The sequence below is a fragment of the Rhodanobacter ginsengiterrae genome (genome assembly GCF_050026815.1).
Taxonomy (GTDB): Bacteria; Pseudomonadota; Gammaproteobacteria; order Xanthomonadales; family Rhodanobacteraceae; genus Rhodanobacter; species Rhodanobacter ginsengiterrae.
The window spans coordinates 40,343-60,685 of record NZ_JALBWO010000031.1 but is presented as its reverse complement, the minus strand read 5'-3'; the positions used below and the strand labels follow the sequence as shown (position 1 = coordinate 60,685).

Here is a 20,343-nt window from a genome sequence, read left to right as displayed (position 1 = left end):
GGCGGAGGCCACGAGGTGCGCATGATCACGGCCATCATCCGCGACGGGAACCGAGTCGGCGGTGGCGGGGGGTCTTCAGGAACGAGGCCGGCTCGCGCCGGATCGCCACGACCGCTTCAGGCGGCGCAGCCACGGCGCGATCAGCCGCCGGTGGCACCAGCGGCGCAGGCACGGTCACGCTGAATTGGGGCAGGCCGGCACCACCGCGAACGGCTGCCGTGTACCGGCCTGCAAGGTGCAGGCGGAAAAAATCGTGAAGGAGCTTCATCAGCCCATCTCCTCATGACGACGCCGATGGCGTCCTCAGGAGTGGGCCGGACTTTCCCTAGCGGAAAGCACCAGCCGACCGCAGGCGGTCGCCGCAGGCGTTCAACTTGTTATGCGGCGCCGGCACCCGAAGCGAGCGGATGTCGACGTTGCGACTAGGGTAAACGTCCATATGCCTTGGTTAGTCAGGACAGGAAGCCGGCCGGCGCAGCGCGCCGGAGGGCGCGCGCATTGTGGTGCTGCGCTGCGCAAGTGTCAATGCGCAGAAGGAAGGAATCGCCCCGCGCAGACCGCTCAGATCACCTGGAGTACCGTCACCGCCTGCTGCCCCAGCGGCTCGACCAGCCAGTGGTCGGCCAGCAGGAAGGCGAACAGCGCCATCAGGTAGATGATCGAGTAGTTGAACACTTTCATCGAGTACAGCTCGTCCGGCGGGTTGAGCAGGCGCACCGCGTAATACAGGAACGCCCCGCCGAGCACCGCCGCGCCGCCGAGATAGACCATGCCGCTCATGCCGGTCAGCGCCGGCAGCAGAGTCACCAGCACCAGCAGCACGGTGTAGAACAGGATGTGCCAGCGGGTGAACACCACGCCGTGGGTCACCGGCAACATCGGCACCTGGGCGCGCGCGTAGTCGTCGCGACGGAAGATCGCCAGCGCCCAGAAATGCGGCGGCGTCCACACGAAGATGATCAGGCACAGCTGCAGCGCATACGGATGCAGCGCACCGGTGACCGCGGTCCAGCCCAGCACCGGCGGAATGGCGCCGGCGAGGCCGCCGATCACGATGTTCTGCGGCGAGGCACGCTTGAGGAAGGCGGTGTAGATCACCGCGTAGCCGATCAGCCCGGCAAACGTCAGCACCGCGGTCAGCGTGTTGACCAGCAGCACCAGCACCGCCATTGAAGCGATGCCCAGCAACAGCGCAAACACGAACACCTGGCGCGCGTTGAGATGGCCGGTGGCCAGCGGCCGGTGCGCGGTGCGCACCATCACCTTGTCGATGCGCTGGTCAATCAGCTGATTGAACGCGGCGGCCGACGACGACGCCAGCCAGATGCCCAGCGTGCCGAACACCAGCGCGCGCCACGGCGGCATGCCCGGCACGGCGAGGAACATGCCGATCACCGCGCAGAACACCAGCAGGGCGACGATGCGCGGCTTGGTCAGTTGCAGATACTCGCGAAAGACGCTCATCTTCAGTGTCGCCCCAACGACAGGAACATCGGATCATCATGCCGGCGCTGCGTGCGCGCCAACGTGGCCAGCAGGGTGAACAGCAGCAGCGCTGCGCCACCATTGTGGGCGGTCGCCACCGGCAGCGGCAGGCCGAAATAGACGTTGCTGATGCCCAGCATCACCTGCAGGGCCAGCGCCAGGGCAATCGCCAGGCCGGCCAGGCGCAAGCCGCGCCGCGCCGCGGTGACCGAAAGCCAGCCGAGGTAGCAGAACACCACCAACGCGCCGATCCGATGCGCGATCTGGATCGCGCTGCGTGCGGCCATGTCGAGCACGCCGCCTTCATAGTTCACGCCGATGCCACGCCACAGCACGAAACCCTGGTGGAAATCGGTAGGTGGCGTCCACTGGTTCAGACATTGCGGGAACGAGCCGGGGCCGTAGCCGCAGGCCAGCGCCGCGTAGTTCGCCGAGGTCCAGCCGCCCAGGGCGATCTGGCAGAACAGCAAGACGATGCCGATCGCCACCCAGCGGCGCAGGCTGGCGAGGCGATTGTCCGCGGCCGCCACGCCGGCAAAGCGCAAGGCGGCCCAGGCCAGCAGCGCGAAGGTGGTCATGCCGCCCAGCAGGTGGCCCATCACCACCACCGGCTTGAGCAGCAAGGTGACCGTCCACATGCCCAGCATCGCCTGGAAGATGATCACCGCCAGCGCCAGCACGCAGATCTTCCACGCACCCTGACGCGGCAAGCGGATCGCGGCGATCGTGGGCAGCGCGATCGCACAGGCGGCCAGCAACGACGACCACAGATGCTCGCCCCGCATGTACAAACCCACGCCGACAGCCGCAAACAAGGCGCCGGCGCAGACGGCCAGCAGTGCGGCACGCCGACGCCAGCTGGCGATCAGCGCCAGCACCAGCACCAGCACACCGAGGGTGCCGGCGAAGAACCGGTGTACCTGCTCGCGCCACGCCTTGTGCGCCTCGTACGGTCGGTCAGGAAACGTGGCGTCCGCGTGGGCGACCGCCTGCGCATGCTGCGGCCAGGTGACCTGGCCGTAGCAGGTCGGCCAGTCCGGACACGACAGACCGGCGTTGGACAGCCGCACGAACGCACCGAACATCACCAGGCCGAACGCGAACACGGTCGCGAACACCGCCAGCCAGCGCAAGCCACGCGGCGACATCACTTGATCACCTTCTGCAGATCCTTGCGCAAGCCCGACGGATCAAAGCCCGCCGGGTACAGCGACAAGGCGGTGCCGTTGGATTCCACCAGCAGCGCGCTCACGCTGTCCGGCGTGGATGGCCGATAGCTGGCCAGCTTGCCGTCGACGTCCGAGCCGAGCAGCCAGTAGTTGCGCATGCCGTCATGCACATCGTCGGCCGGCGGGTTGCCCAGGTAGAGCAGGCGCAGGCGCGACTGGTTGCGGTTCAAGGTGACCCGTGCCGCGGCCATGCTGGTCAGCGTGGCCAGGCAGTGCGCGGCACAGTCGGGACCAGCCAGCGCGATCAGGGTCAGCCGCGGCTCGCTGTCGCGCCAGGCATAGGGCTTGCCGTCGGCCAGCTGCACACGCAGTTGCTCGCTGACAAAATTGCGCTGCGGCATGATCGCTTCGCCATTGCCCTTGGTACCCGGCATCCAGCCGGCCCAGCTGAGCAGGCCGGCGACGATCATCGGCGTGGCAAAGACCAGCGCGATCAGCATCAGGAAGATTCGGCTCTTGCGCACGGCGGCGGGATCGGCAGCTTTCATCGGACGTCATCAACCTTGGCGGAATCGGATGGGCGCGGTTTGCGCTTGCGATGCACGACCAGCAGGATCACCAGCGCGGCCAACGCGAAGGTGAACCACTGGAAGGCATAGGCACGATGTCGCGCAGGCGGCATCGAGGAAAAGTCGAGGGTGTGCACGCGCACGTAGATCGACGCCGGATCCGGATCCAGCGTCAGCAGATGCGGATAGAGCGGCCGGCCCAGATCGCGGGACACTTCGGCCGGGTCCAGGAAGATCGTGCTCTTCGGCCAGCGCGTCTGCTGCGCCAACGCATTTCCACCCATCTCGAAACCCACCGGCGGCGGTGGCAGATAAAGACCGTGCACGGTCACTTCGCCGGTGGGCAGGGCCGGCAACTGCGGTGGCTTGCCATTGCCGTTGCCGGGCAGGAAACCGAGGTCGACCAGCAGCAGCCGCGAGTCGGCGCTCCGTGCCAGCGGCGCGAACACTTCCACTCCGCCCATGCCATCGTGTTTCGGGTTGTCCAGCAGGTACAGCCGGTCAGCCAGGTAGTGACCGCTCACCCGCACCCGTGCGTAGCTGTCTGTCGGTGGCACGGCAGGCAGCTGCGAGAAGTCCTGCAACGGCGCCGTGGCGGCCGCGGCATACCGCCGCAGAAGCGCTTCCTTGAAGTCGGCGCGGTGCAGCTGCCAGACGCCCAAACGCACGAACAGCAAGGCTCCGGCCACGGTCAGCAGCAGCGCCCACCATGACGGACGGCGAAAACCGCTCACGCCGGACACCTGCCAGCGACCGCTATACTGGTCATGTCGAACTGGATCGGATCAATCACGTGGAAACCATCTATAAAATTGCGCTGGTCGTGGTGCTGCTGGTGGTGATCTTCAGCCTCGGCCAGGCGCTGTTCTTCATGATGAAGGATCAGGATGACGACCGACGCACCGTGTGGGCATTGACCCGCCGCATCGGCCTGTCACTGCTGCTGATCGCCATGGTGATCGTCGGCTGGAAGATGGGCTGGATCCACCCACACGACGTCGGCCAGTAATTGTAGCGGTTGTGCCGCCGCCCCGCCCGCCGGCGCCGATCCAGCAGCAACAAAAAACCCGCCGATGGCGGGTTTTTTGTTGTCCGGTCTCTCCGCGAGAAGGATCTCGCGCCCAACTACAAAATGTAGACGAACATGAACAGGCCGAGCCAGACCACATCGACGAAGTGCCAATACCAGGCCACGGCTTCGAAACCGAAGTGGTGCTCCTTGTTGAAGTGACCCGCCAGCACGCGGAACCAGATCACCGCCAGCATGATCGTGCCCAGGGTCACGTGCAGGCCGTGGAAGCCGGTCAGCATGAAGAAGGTCGAGCCATAGACGCCGCTGTGCAGGGTCAGGTTTAGCTCGCGGTAGGCCTCCATGTACTCGTGGGCCTGGAAGTACAGGAAGGTGGCGCCGAGCAGCACGGTCAGGCCCAGGAACAGCAGGATCTTGCCGCGATGACCCGCGCGCAGCGCATGGTGCGCGATCGTCACGGTCACGCTGGAGGTCAGCAGGATCATCGTGTTGATCAGCGGCAGGCCCCAGGCCGGCACGGTGTGGAACGCACCACCGATCTGTTGCGGGCCGTTGCCGCCGTTGGCGCCCCAGGCGGCCGCGTAATCGCTCCACAGGAACTGGTGGGTCAGCACGCCATGACCTTCGCCGCCCAGCCACGGCACGGAAAACATGCGGATGTAGAACAGCGCGCCGAAAAACGCACCGAAGAACATCACTTCGGAGAAGATGAACCACATCATGCCCATGCGGAACGATGTGTCGACTTGATGGTTGTAGCTGCCTGCCAGCGATTCGCGGATGACCGAACGGAACCAGCCGAAGAACATGGCCAGAATGCCGATCACGCCGACGGTCAAGACGGTCCTGCCGAAGCCAGCCTCGCCGGGCGCGGCATTCAGCCAGTGCGCGGCACCGAACACGGTGGTGAACATGACCACCGCGGCCACAATCGGCCAGTAGCTCTTGGCCGGTACGAAGTAAGCGTCGTGCTGCTGACCCATGGTGTAACCCCGTGGATTTCTCTTGATGGCTCTACCCCGTCATGCCGCCCGGGGAACTGCGTGCCGGTCGCCGCAGCGAACCGGTGAATTTCTGTAGCAACCGCGTTCGACTATTTCATCAACACTATCTGCACGAACGAGATCAGGAAGAAGAACGCCACGATCGCCACAAGGACCGTCACGGTGCGCCGCACGCCCTTGCGGCGCTGGTCGTCGCCGTCGGCGGGCGGATGATTCGTCATGGGTTGATTCATGTTCCTGCACATTCCTGTGCGGCATCCCGCGCCGGTGGCCGGGACGCCGCGAAAACCATCAGTCGTTCACGTGACCGTGCGCCAGCTCGTCGTCGTTGATCACCGGCGGCACCTCGAAGGTGTGATGCGGTGCCGGCGACGGCACGGTCCACTCCAGGCCCTTGGCACCTTCCCACACGCGGTCGGTGGCCTTCTTCTTCGAGAAGAACGCGCAATGGATCAGCACGCCGATGAAGATCAGCTGGGTGGCGCCGAACAGGAAGCCGCCGATCGAGCTGATCATGTTGAAGTTGGCAAACGCGACGTTGTAGTCGGGGATGCGGCGCGGCATGCCGGCCAGGCCCAGGAAGTGCTGCGGGAAGAACAGCACGTTGACCCAGATCACGCTGTTCCAGAAATGCACCTTGCCCCAGAACTCGCTGTACATGTTGCCGGTCCACTTCGGCATCCAGTAGTACGCCGCCGAGATGATCGCGAACAGCGCGCCGGTCACCAGCACGTAGTGGAAGTGCGCGACCACGAAGTAGGTGTCGTGATACTGGAAGTCCGCCGGCACCAGCGCCAGCATCAGGCCGGAGAAGCCGCCGATGGTGAACAGGATGATGAACGCCAGCGAGAACAGCATCGGCGTCTCGAAGGTCATCGAGCCGCCCCACATGGTGGCGACCCAGTTGAACACCTTCACGCCGGTCGGCACCGAAATCAGCATGGTGGCGTACATGAAGAAGATCTCGGCGCCCAACGGCAGGCCCACCGCGAACATGTGGTGCGCCCACACGATGAACGACAGGAAGGCGATGCAGGCGATCGCGAACACCATCGCCTTGTAGCCGAAGATCGGCTTGCGGGCGAAGGTCGGCACTACCTCGGAGATGATGCCGAACGCCGGCAGGATCATGATGTAGACCTCCGGATGCCCGAAGAACCAGAAGATATGCTGGTACAGCACCGGGTCACCGCCGCCGCCCGGGTTGAAGAAGTTGGTGCCGAAGTACTTGTCGGTCAGCAGCATGGTGACCGCGCCGGCCAGCACCGGCATCACCGCGATCAGCAGGAAGGCGGTGATCAGCCAGCTCCACACGAACACCGGCATCTTCAGCAGATCCATGCCGGGGGCGCGCATGTTGAGGATGGTGGCGATGATGTTGATCGCGCCCATGATCGAGCTGATGCCCATCAGGTGGATCGCGAACACCACGTAGGCCAGCGAATCGCTCTGCAACGCCAGCGGCGGATACATGGTCCAGCCACCGGCCGGGCCACCGCCGGGCATGAACAGGGTGGACAGCATCAGGATGAAGGCGAACGGCAGGATCCAGAACGACAGGTTGTTCATCCGCGGCAGCGCCATGTCCGGCGCGCCGACCATCAGCGGGATCATCCAGTTACCCAGGCCGACGAAGGCCGGCATGATCGCGCCGAAGATCATCACCAGCGCATGCATCGTGGTCAGCTGGTTGAAGAAGTACGGCTGCATCAGCTGCAGGCCCGGCTTGAACAGCTCGGCGCGGATCAGCATCGCGAAGCTGCCGCCGATGAAGAACATCGTCAGCGCGAAGACCAGGTACAGCGTACCGATGTCCTTGTGGTTGGTGGACATGACCCAGCGCTGGAAGAAATTCTTCGGCGCGCCGTGGTGATCATCGTGGTGATCATGGGTGGCTGCGTAGGACATGGCCTTGCACCTCTAACCTGAAATATGGAATGCGACTGCGAAAAGAATGTGTGCCGACACCGGCGACTTGCGAGGGCTCAGCTCAGCCCTGCTTGCCACCGACCGGAGCGGCAACTTGTGCGGTTTGCGGCGCCGCGGCAGGTGCCGCGGACGGCGTCTCCTGCTCGGCCAGCCACTTGGCGAAATCGGCCTTGGACTTCACCACCACCACAATCGGCATGAAGCCGTGATCCTGGCCGCACAGCTCGGCGCACTGGCCGCGATAGGTGCCCGGCGTGGTGAAGTTCGCCCACGCGGCATTGATGATTCCGGGGATCGCGTCGATCTTCCAGCCGGTCGCCGGCACCCACCAGGAGTGGATCACGTCGCCGCTGGTGATCACGAAGCGGATCTTGGTGTCGACCGGCACCACCAGCGGCTTGTCGACATTCAGCAGGTAGGTATTTTCGTCGCCGACCTTGACCGCATAAGGATCCATGCCCGAACCGAGCTGGCGGGTCTGGTCGCTCTGCGTGTCCAGCTTGGACATGAAGCCGACCTTGTCGATCGACTTGCCCATGTAGTCGACGTAGTCGTAGCGCCACTTCCACTGGTAGCCGGTGACCTTGACGGTCATCTGCGAACCGGTGGTGTCGGCCCAGCTGGTGAGGCCACCGGTGGCGAGGTAGGCCAGGGTGATCAGGATCAGCACCGGAATGGTGGTCCAGATGACTTCCACCATGGTGTTGTGCGACCACTTCTCCGCCACCGCGCCGCGCGATTTGCGAAAGCGGAACATCGCGATGAACATCGCGCCGAACACCAGCACGCCGATCACGGTGCACACGGCCAGCGAGATGTTGTTGAGGTGGTACGGCACCTGCGACCAGGTGCTCGAACCGCGCTCCATGTTCAATTGCCACGGACCGGGGGCGGCCAGGGCCACGCTGCCGAACGACGCAAGGGCGAGAGCCGCCGCTGCCGTGAATGATCGCCTGATGCCGCCAGATGTCATGTCTTGCACCTTTGTTGAACCTGCTTGCGCGGCTGGTTGAGTTCGGCCAGCAACACCATGAGTTTCTTCGACAGCGCGACGCGTTCCTGTTCCGCCAGAAAAACGCCGATCTCCAGTTCGCGTCCATGCGATGCCAACAGCAGCCGCTGGCGCCCGTTGCCCGGCTCCAGCAGCACGCGTACCCAGCTGGACTGGAAACGCACGCAGCGCCGGCCTGGCAGCGATTGCACCTCCAGCGACACGTCGTCGAGAGTGATGCGCTCACTACGGTCGCCGGCCCGCCAGGCCACGCTCAAGGCGAAGGCCACGGCGGCGGATTCAACCAGGGCAAACAGCGGAGCGAACACATTCCCCTGCCACGATCCCAGTCCAGCCGTCATCAGCACCAGAGCCACCAGAACCACGATCAATCGACGCAAGCCGCGCCGGCTGAGCGTGCGATTGGGCTTGAGCCACATCGTCACGCAGGGCAAGCCGGCGGTAGCTGGTCGAAGCACGATCATGGGGATCCGGCGTGCCTGGAACGCGGGAATGATAGGCCGCGGCGGCGCAACGGGCAAGAATGTCGCACCCCGTTGACCTGGATCAGCTCTCCAGGCAAGACCTCCGGGCGGGTGCGGAACCGGACACAAAGTCCTCGTGGCAAGGTCTGCGAGCGCTGCGGCGACACCCCCATCCGGCCCTCGCCAGCGTACAATCCCGCGCTTCCCTCCGCCCCCGAGCGGATCATGGCAAGCGGACCCGTGACCCAGCCCATCCTCAGCCCCGAACTCCCCGTTGACTGCACGCCCGCGCGTGCGCGCATCACCGCTGCCTGGCTGCGCGACGAAACCGAAGCGGTGAATGACCTGCTGGTCCAGGCCAGTCTGCCGCCCACCGAACGCGAACAGGTGATCGATGTGGCCGCCGGCCTGGTCAGCCGCGTGCGCGCACGCGCGAAAGACCAGAGTGCGGTGGAATCCTTCATGCGCCAGTACGACCTCTCCTCCGAGGAAGGGGTGCTGCTGATGTGCGTGGCCGAGGCGCTGCTGCGCATTCCGGACAAGGCCACCGCCGACAAGCTGATCCGCGACAAGCTGGGCGAGGCCGACTGGAAGAAGCACCTGGGCCAGAGCGAATCGCTGTTCGTCAACGCCTCGACCTGGGGCCTGATGCTTACCGGTCATCTGGTGAATCTGGCCGAGGACACCCGCCACGATTTCGGCGGCGCGCTGAAGCGGCTGGTCGGCCGTGCCGGTGAGCCGGCGATCCGGCTGGCGGTGCGCCAGGCGATGCGCATCATGGGTCACCAGTTCGTGATGGGCCGCAGCATCAACGAGGCGCTCGATCGCTGCGCGAAGAAGGAATACGCGGTGTACCGCTACTCCTACGACATGCTGGGCGAGTCGGCGCTGACCAGCGAAACGGCGGAGCGCTACCAGCAGGATTACCGCGACGCGATCGCCGCGATCGGTGCGCGCGGCCCGTTCGCCAACCACACCGACGCACCGTCGATCTCGGTGAAGCTTTCCGCGCTGCACCCTCGCTATGAAGTGGCCAAGCGCGAGCTGGCCCGCCGCCAACTCACCGAAAAGCTGCTGGAACTGTCGCGGCTGGCGATGAAGCACGGCATCGCGCTGTCGGTGGATGCCGAAGAAGCCGAGCGCCTGGAGCTGTCGCTGGACATCATCGGCGATGTCTTCGCGCACCCGTCGCTGGAAGGCTGGAATGGCCTCGGCATCGTGGTGCAGGCGTATGCCAAGCGCACTCCGTTCGTGATCGACTGGCTGATCGAAACCGCGCGCGCCGCGAACCGCCGCTGGTACGTGCGTCTGGTGAAGGGCGCCTACTGGGACGCCGAGATCAAGCGCGCACAGGAAAACGGTCTGGCCGGCTACCCGGTATATACGCGCAAGCCGAACACCGACGTGTCCTACCTGGCCTGCGCGCGCAAGCTGTTCGATGCCGGCAGCGACCTGATCTATCCGCAGTTTGCCACTCACAACGCGCACTCGATCGCCGCCGTGCACCATCTTGCGCATGGCCGTCCGTTCGAATTCCAGCGCCTGCACGGCATGGGCACCGACCTGTACGCCGAGGTGATCGGCCCGCAGAACTTGAACGTGCCGTGCCGCGTGTACGCGCCGGTCGGTACGCATGAGGACCTGCTGCCATACCTGGTGCGCCGCCTGCTCGAGAACGGCGCCAACACCAGCTTCGTCAATCGCGTGGTGGACGAGAGCCTGCCGGTGCGCGAGCTGGTCGCCGACCCGTGCGAGACCGTGCGCGCCTTCGCTTCGATCCCGCACCCGCGCATTCCGCTGCCGGTGAATCTCTACGGCGACAATGCCGCACTTGCGCAGCATTCCAATTCGGTAACCCGGAAGAACTCCATGGGCGTCAACTTCTCCAACGACAACGAACTGAAAGCGATGGCCGACGCGGTCGCCGCCAATGCCGGCCCGTGGACCGCCGCACCGCTGGTGCCCGGCGCCCCTGCCGGCGGCTCGACCGTGCAGGTGACCAACCCGGCCGATCGCCGCCAGGTCGTGGGCAGCTACGTCAGCGCCGACAGCGCCATCGTCGACAAGGCGCTGGGCAACGCGGCCAGCGCCCAGTTCGGCTGGGACCGCCTGCCCGCCGCCAGCCGCGCCGCGATTCTCGAGCACGCCGCCGACCTGCTGGAAGCGCGCCACGGCGAATTCATTGCGCTGTGCGTGCGCGAGGCGGGCAAGAGCCTGCCCGACGCCATCGCCGAGATCCGCGAAGCCGCCGACTTCCTGCGCTACTACGCGGCCATGGCGCGCCGCCTGTTCGGCCAGCCCGAGCAGTTGCCCGGCCCCACCGGCGAGAGCAACCAGCTGTTCCTCAATGGCCGCGGCGTGTTCGTCTGCATCAGCCCGTGGAATTTCCCGCTGGCGATCTTCCTGGGCCAGGTCAGCGCCGCGCTCGCCGCCGGCAACAGCGTCATCGCCAAGCCGGCCGAACAGACCTCGCTGATCGGTCATGCCGCGGTGAAACTGCTGCACGAAGCCGGTGTTCCGCCCGACGTGCTGCAGTTCCTGCCCGGTGACGGCGCCACCGTCGGTGTCGCGCTGACGAAAGATCCCCGCGTGGCCGGCGTCGCCTTCACCGGCTCCACCGACACCGCCTGGGCGATCAACCGCGCGCTCGCTGCACGCAATGCGCCGATCGCCGCGCTGGTCGCCGAGACCGGCGGCCAGAACGCGATGATCGCCGACTCCTCCGCCCTGCCCGAGCAGATCGTCAAGGACGTGATCGCCTCGGCCTTCCAGTCGGCCGGCCAGCGCTGTTCGGCCGCGCGCGTACTGTTCGTGCAGGAAGACATCGCCGACAAGGTGCTCGCCATGCTCAAAGGCGCGATGGCCGAGCTGAAAGTGGGCGATCCCGGCCAGCTGTCCACCGACGTCGGTCCGGTGATCGACGAGGACGCGCTGAAGATCCTGGTCGATCACGCGGCACGGATGGACCGCGAAGCGAAGAAGATCGCCGAAGTGAGCATGGATCCGGCACTCACCGCGCACGGCACCTTCTTCGCCCCGCGCGCCTACGAAATCCCCTCGCTCGCCACGCTGACCCGCGAAGTGTTCGGCCCGGTGCTGCACGTGATCCGCTGGAAGGGCCGCGAACTGAAGCAGATCGTCGACCAGATCAACGCCACCGGCTATGGCCTCACGCTCGGCGTCCACAGCCGCATCAACGACACCGTCGACTACATCGCCAGCCACGCCCGCGTCGGCAACTGCTACGTCAACCGCAACCAGATCGGTGCGGTGGTCGGGGTGCAGCCGTTCGGCGGCGAGTGCCTGTCCGGCACCGGCCCCAAGGCCGGCGGCCCGCACTACCTGCTGCGCTTCGCCGGCGAACGCACGCTGACCATCAACACCACCGCGGCCGGCGGCAACGCCTCGCTGCTGACCATCGGCGAGTGACACCGCAGCGCTGTCCGGGCCGTCGCCCGGGCGGCGACTGCGCTGCCAGCCGGTGTTGTGCATCGCGCAAGCTGCCCGGCGCGCACGCGTGGTAGAAAGAGGGCCGAACGCCGGCCCCGCCGGCCTGCATGCGCCGGAGCGACAACCCCATGGCACGCCCCGCCGACCACATCGGCCTGAACCCGTCGCCGGCCACCCTGGCCAGTGATGACCCGCGTTATACCGCCGCGGAATTTCCGCCAAACAAACTGTTGTACCTGGCGCAACTGGCCGAAGCCGCCGGCGTCGACAGCCGGCCGTGGTTCGCCGGACTGGGGCTGAGCCGGGCGCAGATCGCCGACCCGGCGCTGCGGGTGTCCTACCGGCAGGCCCATACCTTCGTGCATCGCGCGCTGCAGTCGCTGCAGGTGCCCGACGCCGGGCTGCGTATCGGTCGCGATGGCACCATCGGCGGCTTCGGCCTGCTCGGCCTGGCGATGATGACTTCGCGCACTCTCGGCGAGGCGATGTTCGCCGGCATCGCCCATCACAAGATCTGCGGCTGCCTGCTGGAGGTCGCGGTCGAACCGTTGAGCGAACGCGAGGTGGCGCTGCTGGCGTGGCCGCGTTTTGGCGATACCGAGTTGATGCCGTTCTTCTGCGAGGAGTTGTTCGCCAGCTGCCTGATGATTGCCCGCGAGCTGGTCGGTGCCGAACTGTGTCCGGTGCGCGCCGACTTCGCCTATCCGCGGCCGGCCTATGCGGCGGAGTACGAAAACTTGTTCGGCTGCGAGGTGCGCTTCGGTGCCGCACGCAACCAGCTGCTGATCGACACCCGGTGGCTGGCGCGACCGCTGCCCGGCTACAACCCGCTGACCGCGCAACAGGCACTGGCCTTGTGCGCGCAGCAGCGCACGCCCGACGGCGGCGAGCCGCACCAGGAAATCGTCGCCGCGGTGGAGCGGCTGTTGCGCAGCCAGCTGGCGCAGCAGCCACGCCTGAACGACGTGGCCCGCACACTCAACCTCAGCGAGCGCTCGCTGCGGCGCAAGCTGGCCGAAAGCGGGCGCATCTTTCGCGAGATCCACGACCGCGTGCGCGCCGAACGCGCGCTGCAATTGCTGCAGGCCAGCGCCCTCAGCGTGGCGCAGATCGGCAGCGAGGTGGGCTTCAACGACCCGCGCGAATTCCGTCGCGCGTTCAAGCGCTGGACCGGCATGCCGCCACAGGACGCCCGCCGCAAGGCTGCCTGAGCGTCGACACCGTTCAGCTGACCTGTTTGCCCCCCGTCGACCGGCCATTTTGCCCTCCCCCTTCGGCGTAGATTGGGCGACAGTGGTGCCATTGTCGGCATGCAGTTCAAACGGGGGAGTCCAAGATCATGCGCAAACTGTTCATCACGGTGGCCATTGCCGCGGCACTGGCTGGCTGCGGCAAGTCCGAGCCGGCACCGCAGACCACCGGCGACGCCAGTTTTGAAGCCCGGCTGCAGGAGCAGTTGCTGGACGCCAAGCCGGGCAGCGTGATCAACATTCCGGCCGGTCACTACAACCTCAAGCGCGGCCTCAGCCTGCGCACCGACGGCGTCACCATCAAGGGCGCCGGCATGGACAAGACCGTGCTGTCGTTCAAGGGCCAACTGGTCGGTCCCGAAGGCCTGCTGGTCAACGCCAGCGACTTCACCATCGAGAATCTGGCGATCGAGGACACCAAGGGCGACGCGCTGAAGATCAACCAGGGCAAGAACATCACCATCCACGGTGTGCGCATCGAGTGGACCGATGGTCCGAAGACCACCAACGGTGCTTACGGCCTGTACCCGGTCAAGACGCAGAACGTGCTGATCGAGGACTCGGTGGTGATCGGCGCCTCGGATGCCGGGATCTATGTCGGCCAGTCGCACAACATCATCGTGCGGCGCAATCGGGCCGAGAACAACGTTGCCGGCATCGAGATCGAGAATTCAGTCAATGCCGACGTGTACGAGAACACGGCCACCAGGAATACCGGCGGCATCCTGGTCTTCAACATGCCCAACCTCTCGCAGGCCGGCCGCGCCACGCGCGTGTTCAAGAACAAGGTGTTCGCCAACGACACCGACAATTTCGCGGCCAAGGGCGCGGCGGTGGCCAGCGTGCCGGCCGGTTCGGGCGTGGTGGTGAACTCCAACGACAAGGTCGAGATCTTCGACAACGACATCAGCGACAACCAGACGGCGAACATCATCATCGCCAGCTACTTCTCCACCAACTACTACAACACCCGCGGCGTGGCATCGACCTACAACCCGTACCCGAAGGGCATCTTCGTCTATGGCAACCGGTTCAAGGGCGGCGGCAATTCACCCGACGGGATCAAGCTGAAGACGCTGAAGACCGCCATGTACGGCCTCACCGGCAGCTTCCCGGATGTGCTGTGGGATGGGTACGTCGATCCGAAGGACCTGGTCGACGGCCTGCCGCCGGCAGCGGACCGCATCTGCCTCGCCGACGTCAGCGGCGTGATCAATGCCGATGGCCCGCATGACTACAAGAATCCGAACAAGGACATGAAACCGTTCGAGTGCACGCTGCCCAAACTGCCACCGGTGGTGCTGAGTCCGGAACCGAAGGTTTGAGGCCGATCGAGATGCGGAAGGTGTTGCTGAAATTCGTCCTGCCACTATGCGCCCTGCTGTCGCTGGCCGCCTGCCAACGCGGCACGCAACCGGTGGCCTTCCATGCCGATGGCCGGCCGCCGAAGCTCAGCGACTGGCATGTGGTCGAGGTGCGCGGCGGCAAGCTGCAGCTCAACCAGGGCGTGGTGCCATATGACCTCAACACGCCGCTGTTCACCGACTACGCGCACAAGCTGCGCACGATCTGGATGCCCAAGGGCGTGTCGGCGAAGTACGAAGCGGAAGACACGCTGGATTTTCCGGTCGGCACGGTGATCAGCAAGACGTTCTATTACCCGCGGGCAGCCGGCGGCAAGTTCACTGAGGTCGCGCGCAGCGACGACTACTCGCGCGACTTCGCCGGACAAGGTCTCGACCTCGCCCATGTGCACCTGATCGAGACCCGCATTCTGGTGCATCGCAAGGACGGCTGGGCGGCGCTTCCCTACGTGTGGAACGACGCGCAGACCGAAGCCACCCTGGCGCGCACCGGCGCGGTGCTGCCACTGACCCTGGTCGACGTCGCACCGCCCGCCGGCACGCCGGCACGCGAGGATTTCAACTACGTGGTGCCCGACGAGAGCCAGTGCGCCAGTTGCCATGCGCAGGACTGGATCGACCGCAAGGTGCATCCGATCGGCCCGAAGACGCGACACCTCAACAAGAACTACCACTACGCCGATGGCGAGCAGAATCAACTGGAACACCTGATCCAGGTCGGTTACCTGAGCGCCGCGCCGGCGCTGGCCACGATGCCGCGCGACGTGAACTGGGCAGACCCCAGGGCGCCGCTGGAAGCGCGTGCGCGCGCCTACCTGGACATCAACTGCGGCCATTGCCACAACCCGAACGGGGCGGCCAACACCACCGGCCTGTCGCTGATCCACGGCACGCCGGACGATCACCAACTGGGTATCTGCAAGCCGCCGACCGCCGCCGGCCAGGGTACCGGCGACCACTTTTTCGACATCGTGCCGGGCAAGCCGGATGACTCGATCATCCCGTACCGGCTGTCCTCGACCTTGCCGGGCACGATGATGCCGGAAATCGGACGCAGCACCGTGCACCGCGAGGGCGTGGCGCTGATCAAGGCGTGGATCGCGGCGCTGCCGGGGCATTGCGTCGTGTTGCACTGAACTGTCAATCACGAGAGCCGCGCCCACGCGTCGCGGCCATTCCATGCAATGGGGAGCACGGCATGACCATCGAGCAACGTCCACTGACCACCGCCTTGCGCCGACTGCTGTGTGGCGGCACTGCCCTGCTGCTGGCCAGTCCGGCGCTGGCCCTGGCCAGCGAGCCGGCGGTGCAGGATGCCGCCGCCACGAACAGCACCACCACTGCGACTGCAGCGACGCCTGCCGCCGCCAGCAAGGCCAAGCTGCTCGGCGACGTCGTCGTGACGGCGCAGAGCCGCTCGCAGGAGATGCAGGCGGTGCCGATCCCGCTGCAGATCATCACCGCCGCGCAGGTGCAGACGCTGGCGGCGACCGACATCAGCAAGATGGACATCTTCGTGCCCGGGCTGGTGGTCGGTGCCGACCAGCCGACCCAGCCGTCGTATTCGTTGCGCGGCATCGGTGGCAGCGGCTTCGGTGCCGGCACGGAATCCGCGGTAGGCGTCTACGTGGATGGCGTCTATGCCGCGCGTACCGGTGGCGCGTTGCTGGCCTTCAACGACATCGCACGGATCGAGGTGCTGAAGGGTCCGCAAGGCACCTTGTTCGGGCGAAACTCCGCCGGCGGTGCGATCTCGGTCGTCACCAACGAGCCGAGCGACAAGTTCGAGGCCAAGACCACGCTCCGCTACGGCTCGTTCGGCGAGCGTTACGGCGACGCGCTGGTCAACGTTCCGCTGAACAAGGACATGGCGCTGCGGGTGAGCGTGCTGGACAACCAGAGCGACGGCTGGGTCAAGGACGCCGCCAGTGGCCGGCACTACGGTGGCAACGACGACTGGGGCACGCGCGCCGTCTACCGCTGGAACATCACCCCGGATACCCGCGTGCTGCTGGCCTGGGATCATGAGCAACTCAAGCAGGCGCCGCACCCGTCGTTCGGCCTGATTCCGCCGTCGAGCTACACGCAACTCCCGGCACCGCTGGACAGCATGACGATACCGCCGTACCCGGCCAATCCGGCGAGCTACCTCAACCCGCTGCATGCGCCGCTGTACAACGACGCCATCGGCGGCGCCGAAACGCGCCGTTTCGACGGCGCCACGCTGACCCTGGACCATTCCTTCAGCTGGGGCAGCCTCACCTCCACCACGGCGTGGCGCAACTTCGACACGTTCAACCTGGGCGACTACGACGGCACCAACAACTACAACACCTATCTCACGACCACCAACATCGAGCACAGCAACAGCTGGTACCAGGAGTTCAAGCTGTCGGGCAACACCGATCTGGTCGACTGGGTCGCCGGCAGCAGTTTCTACCTGGAGAAGTCCCACCAGACCAGCCGGGTCGGCGTCAACACCAATTCCGTGACCACGCTGATCCTCAACAATTTCGCCAGCCAGGTGGGCTGGCCGCTGGTCGACAGCCTCGTCTCGGGCATGCCGGAGCTGGCCTCGCTGCTCGGCAATCCCTGGAGCGAGCAGGTCAGCAATGGCCAGACGATCACCTCGTACGCAGCGTTTGGCGACGTGATCTGGCACCTCAACGACAAGCTCAACCTCACCACCGGCGCACGTTTCACGCTCGACCAGAAGCAGTACAGCTGGTTCATCCCGACGCGTTATGCGCCCGAGCTCGATGGCGTGCTGGCGGCGTTGCCGCCGTCAGGCAATCCGATTTTCGAAGGTCTCGTCCTGCCCGAATTCGGGCAGAACCTGATCTTCACTCCCGGCACCGCCGGCCCGATCGACGTGCTCACGCAAAGGCGCAGCAGCTGGCACAACATCAGCCCGCGCGTGGTGCTGGACTATCACTTCACGCCGGACGTGATGGCCTATGGTTCGGTGACCAAGGGCTATCAGGCCGGCGGTTTCAACTTCCAGCAGGTCGGCGGCACCTACGCGCCCGAACACGTGACCAACTACGAAGGCGGAATCAAGACCGTCTTCCCCGACCAGCACCTGCTGTTCAATGTCACCGGCTACTACTACACCTACGACAACCTGCAGGGGCTCTCCTTGCAGCCAGCACCGGCGGGCAGCAACGGCGTGCCGAAATACGTGGTCACCACCAGCGACCAGCACGCCCACGGGCTGGAGTTCGAAGCGCAGTGGATACCGCTGGACAACCTGCGGCTGGGTCTCAACGGTGCCTACATCGATGCGACCTACACGCATTACACCTCGACGGACGGCAAGAACGTGTCCGGCCAGGCCACCGGCACGCCGTTCTTCTCCGGCGCCGCCACGCTCAGCTATACCGTGCCCGATGTCTTCAACGGCAGTCTCGTCTACAACGCCGCCTATGGTTTCCGCGGCAAGACACGCTGCAACGCCGGCTCGGGATTCCAGGGCACCTGCCAGGTCAGTCCCAACTTCCCGGTCGGCACGTCACGGCAGAGCACCGACATGCGGCTGGACTGGAATGCGCCGGGCGATCACTGGGGCGTCGGCGTGTTCGTCAGCAACCTGTTCGACAAGCGCTACGTCACCGGCGTCGACAATACCGGCGCACCCTTGGGCACGGCTGACGCGGGCATCACGCCGCCACGCACGTGGGGCATCGAGCTGCGCGCGAAGCTGTGATCGCGGCGGCCCTCCTCACGCGAACTTCTGCCGCATCGGCGCATGCTGCCTGCCTTCTGACGAGTAGTCCCCATGACTGATTCCGCGCCCGACCTCACCCTTGCCCTGCAGCGGATGCGCGAGGCCCAGCGGGCCCAGCCGATGCCGGACTGGGCCGCCCGCGCCGCGCGTCTGCGCACGCTGCAGAAGATGCTGCTCGACCAGCGCGATGCGTTCGCCAGCGCGATCAACGCCGACTTCGGCCAGCGTCCGGCCGAGGAAACCGACCTGCTGGAAATCTTTCCCAGCCTGTCGGCGATCCGTCACGCACTCGGCCACGGCCGGCGCTGGATGAAACCGCGTCGGCGCCTGGCCGACCTGCTGTTCCTGCCGGCGCGCACCGAGCTGCGCCCACAACCGCTGGGCGTGATCGGCATCATCGTGCCGTGGAACTACCCGCTGTACCTGGCCGTCGGCCCGCTGGTCGATGCGCTGGCGGCCGGCAACCGCGCGATGCTGAAGATGAGTGAATTCACGCCGCGCTTCTCGGCGTTGTTCGCCGAGCAGATGGCCAGGTATTTCGCCGCCGACGACGTGCTGGTGGTGAACGGCGACGCCACCGTGGCGCAGGCATTCTCCGCGCTGCCGTTCGACCACCTGCTGTTTACCGGGTCCACCGCGGTGGGCCATCACGTGATGCGCGCCGCGGCGGCCAACCTGACCCCGGTGACGCTGGAGCTTGGCGGCAAATCGCCGGCGATCATCGGGCCCGGTGCCCGCTTCGACCATGCGGTGGAGCGCATCGTGTTCGGCAAGCTGGTCAATGCCGGGCAGACCTGCATCGCGCCGGACTACGTGCTGTTGCCGCGGGCGCAGGTGACCCACTTCATCGAGGCCGCCGGCAAGGCGCTGGCGCAGATGTATCCCGCGCTGGGCGACAGCAGGCAGTACGCCAGCATCGTTTCCGATCGCCAGTACCTGCGCCTCACCGGGCTGCGCGACGCGGCGGTGGCGGCGGGTGCGCAGGTGCATCCGCTCAGCGCGGCCAGCGAGGATCCGGCCCGCCGGCTGCTGCCGCCGCAATTGCTGACCCGGGTCGACGACGACATGGCGGTGATGCGCGAGGAGATCTTCGGCCCGCTGCTGCCGCTGGTGCCGTACGACAACCTGGACGAGGCGATCGCCCATGTCCGCGCGCGCCCGCATCCGCTGGCCTTGTACCTGTTCGAGCACGACCAGGCGCTGGTCGACCGCGTGCTGGCACGCACCCATGCCGGCGGTGTCAGCATCAACGACACGCTGTACCACATCGCCCAGCACAACCTGCCGTTCGGTGGCGTGGGCGCATCGGGCATGGGCGGCTATCACGGCGAGGCCGGCTTCCGCACGTTCTCGCATCTGAAACCGGTATTCCGCCAGGCCCGTCTCAACGGTGCCGGCCTGCTCAATCCGCCTTACGGCGCGCGCTTCCGGCGCATGCTCGATCTGTTGTTGAAGCGCGGTTGAACCGGTGACGGCAGCCCGCCACGCGCGGGCCGCGCACCTGCTACCCTCGATGCGATACCGGGACGGGCCCGGTGCTCTCCGATGGGTTTCGCGATGCCATGTTTCGTCTACGCCAGCCTGCGCAAGGCTGACAGCTACCTGTGGCTGGCCGAGCGCGATGCGTTCGACAAGCTTCCCGAATCACTGGTGCTGCTGCTGGGCGAATTGCGGTTCGTGATGGAAGTGCAGCTCGACGAGCAGCGCAAGCTGCCGGTCGAGGACAATCTGCAGGTGCTCGCGCACCTGCGCGAGCAGGGCTGGCATCTGCAGTTGCCGCCGAATGAAACACTGGCCGCGGCCAACCATCTGCCGTACACGCACTCCCCGCAGGATGATCGGGACCACTGAAGCGCCGGACTTTGGCGAAGATTCTGGCCGGCGTTAACA

Annotated in this window: 18 protein-coding genes; 8 read left to right on the top strand and 10 right to left on the bottom strand. The window is 65.9% G+C overall.

Annotated elements, in window-relative coordinates; genetic code table 11:
- Window positions 1-34 precede the first annotated feature (34 nt).
- From ACQGNJ_RS00450 to ACQGNJ_RS00430, 5 genes are all read right to left on the bottom strand, one after another.
- On the bottom strand, window positions 35-268 hold the full coding sequence (locus ACQGNJ_RS00450; protein ID WP_426687275.1) for a hypothetical protein: 234 nt from the start codon (window positions 266-268) through the stop codon (window positions 35-37).
- 293 nt (window positions 269-561) lie between these two features.
- The gene (gene cyoE / locus ACQGNJ_RS00445) at window positions 562-1,464 is read right to left on the bottom strand and encodes a heme o synthase (protein WP_426687274.1); all 903 of its coding nucleotides are present in this window, start codon (window positions 1,462-1,464) and stop codon (window positions 562-564) included.
- A gap of 2 nt (window positions 1,465-1,466) precedes the next feature.
- Window positions 1,467-2,633, bottom strand: coding sequence for a COX15/CtaA family protein (locus ACQGNJ_RS00440; protein WP_426687273.1), 1,167 nt, complete (start codon window positions 2,631-2,633; stop codon window positions 1,467-1,469).
- Complete coding sequence (locus ACQGNJ_RS00435) at window positions 2,633-3,202, bottom strand: hypothetical protein (protein WP_426687272.1); 570 nt, start codon at window positions 3,200-3,202, stop codon at window positions 2,633-2,635. Before ACQGNJ_RS00435 ends, ACQGNJ_RS00440 begins: the two co-directional genes overlap by 1 nt.
- A complete protein-coding gene (locus tag ACQGNJ_RS00430) occupies window positions 3,199-3,957 on the bottom strand; it encodes an SURF1 family protein (RefSeq protein ID WP_426687271.1) in 759 nt (252 codons plus the stop codon). Before ACQGNJ_RS00430 ends, ACQGNJ_RS00435 begins: the two co-directional genes overlap by 4 nt.
- 59 nt (window positions 3,958-4,016) lie before the next feature.
- On the opposite strand from ACQGNJ_RS00430, the gene ACQGNJ_RS00425 reads away from it, so the two are divergent.
- A complete protein-coding gene (locus tag ACQGNJ_RS00425) occupies window positions 4,017-4,232 on the top strand; it encodes a twin transmembrane helix small protein (protein ID WP_426687282.1) in 216 nt (71 codons plus the stop codon).
- A 116-nt stretch (window positions 4,233-4,348) separates the two neighbouring features.
- On the opposite strand, the gene ACQGNJ_RS00420 is transcribed toward ACQGNJ_RS00425, so the two are convergent.
- The 5 genes from ACQGNJ_RS00420 to ACQGNJ_RS00400 all read right to left on the bottom strand — a co-directional run bounded on the left by ACQGNJ_RS00420 (window position 4,349) and on the right by ACQGNJ_RS00400 (window position 8,617).
- Window positions 4,349-5,236 (bottom strand): cytochrome c oxidase subunit 3, encoded by an 888-nt coding sequence (locus ACQGNJ_RS00420; protein ID WP_426687270.1) that lies wholly within the window; start codon window positions 5,234-5,236, stop codon window positions 4,349-4,351.
- Between the two features lie 110 nt (window positions 5,237-5,346).
- A complete protein-coding gene (locus ACQGNJ_RS00415) occupies window positions 5,347-5,490 on the bottom strand; it encodes a hypothetical protein (RefSeq protein WP_426687269.1) in 144 nt (47 codons plus the stop codon).
- Window positions 5,491-5,548: 58 nt separating this feature from the next.
- Window positions 5,549-7,165, bottom strand: a complete 1,617-nt coding sequence (ctaD, locus tag ACQGNJ_RS00410) for a cytochrome c oxidase subunit I (protein WP_426687268.1) — start codon at window positions 7,163-7,165, stop codon at window positions 5,549-5,551.
- Window positions 7,166-7,247: 82 nt separating this feature from the next.
- Entirely contained in the window at window positions 7,248-8,159 is a 912-nt protein-coding gene (coxB, locus tag ACQGNJ_RS00405) for a cytochrome c oxidase subunit II (RefSeq protein WP_426687267.1), read from the bottom strand.
- The gene (locus tag ACQGNJ_RS00400) at window positions 8,156-8,617 is read right to left on the bottom strand and encodes a DUF2244 domain-containing protein (RefSeq protein ID WP_426687281.1); all 462 of its coding nucleotides are present in this window, start codon (window positions 8,615-8,617) and stop codon (window positions 8,156-8,158) included. The genes coxB and ACQGNJ_RS00400 overlap by 4 nt, the downstream gene beginning before the upstream one ends.
- 270 nt (window positions 8,618-8,887) lie before the next feature.
- Between ACQGNJ_RS00400 and putA the strand changes: the two genes are divergently transcribed.
- The 7 genes from putA (at window position 8,888) to ACQGNJ_RS00365 (ending at window position 20,304) form a co-directional block, all read left to right on the top strand.
- Window positions 8,888-12,091 carry a bifunctional proline dehydrogenase/L-glutamate gamma-semialdehyde dehydrogenase PutA gene (putA, locus tag ACQGNJ_RS00395; protein ID WP_426687266.1) on the top strand — a complete coding sequence of 1,068 codons (3,204 nt, stop codon included), beginning with the start codon at window positions 8,888-8,890 and terminating at the stop codon, window positions 12,089-12,091.
- Between the two features lie 149 nt (window positions 12,092-12,240).
- Window positions 12,241-13,323, top strand: a complete 1,083-nt coding sequence (locus ACQGNJ_RS00390; RefSeq protein WP_426687265.1) for an AraC family transcriptional regulator — start codon at window positions 12,241-12,243, stop codon at window positions 13,321-13,323.
- Between the two features lie 128 nt (window positions 13,324-13,451).
- On the top strand, window positions 13,452-14,687 hold the full coding sequence (locus ACQGNJ_RS00385) for a parallel beta-helix domain-containing protein (RefSeq protein WP_426687264.1): 1,236 nt from the start codon (window positions 13,452-13,454) through the stop codon (window positions 14,685-14,687).
- A gap of 20 nt (window positions 14,688-14,707) precedes the next feature.
- Window positions 14,708-15,862, top strand: coding sequence for an SO2930 family diheme c-type cytochrome (locus tag ACQGNJ_RS00380; protein WP_426687263.1), 1,155 nt, complete (start codon window positions 14,708-14,710; stop codon window positions 15,860-15,862).
- Between the two features lie 62 nt (window positions 15,863-15,924).
- Entirely contained in the window at window positions 15,925-18,432 is a 2,508-nt protein-coding gene (locus tag ACQGNJ_RS00375; protein WP_426687262.1) for a TonB-dependent receptor, read from the top strand.
- Window positions 18,433-18,504: 72 nt separating this feature from the next.
- Window positions 18,505-19,917, top strand: a complete 1,413-nt coding sequence (locus tag ACQGNJ_RS00370; protein ID WP_426687261.1) for a coniferyl aldehyde dehydrogenase — start codon at window positions 18,505-18,507, stop codon at window positions 19,915-19,917.
- Between the two features lie 93 nt (window positions 19,918-20,010).
- Window positions 20,011-20,304: a YcgL domain-containing protein gene (locus tag ACQGNJ_RS00365; RefSeq protein WP_426687280.1), complete on the top strand. Its 294-nt coding sequence runs from the start codon at window positions 20,011-20,013 to the stop codon at window positions 20,302-20,304.
- The last annotated feature ends 39 nt before the right edge of the window (window positions 20,305-20,343 follow it).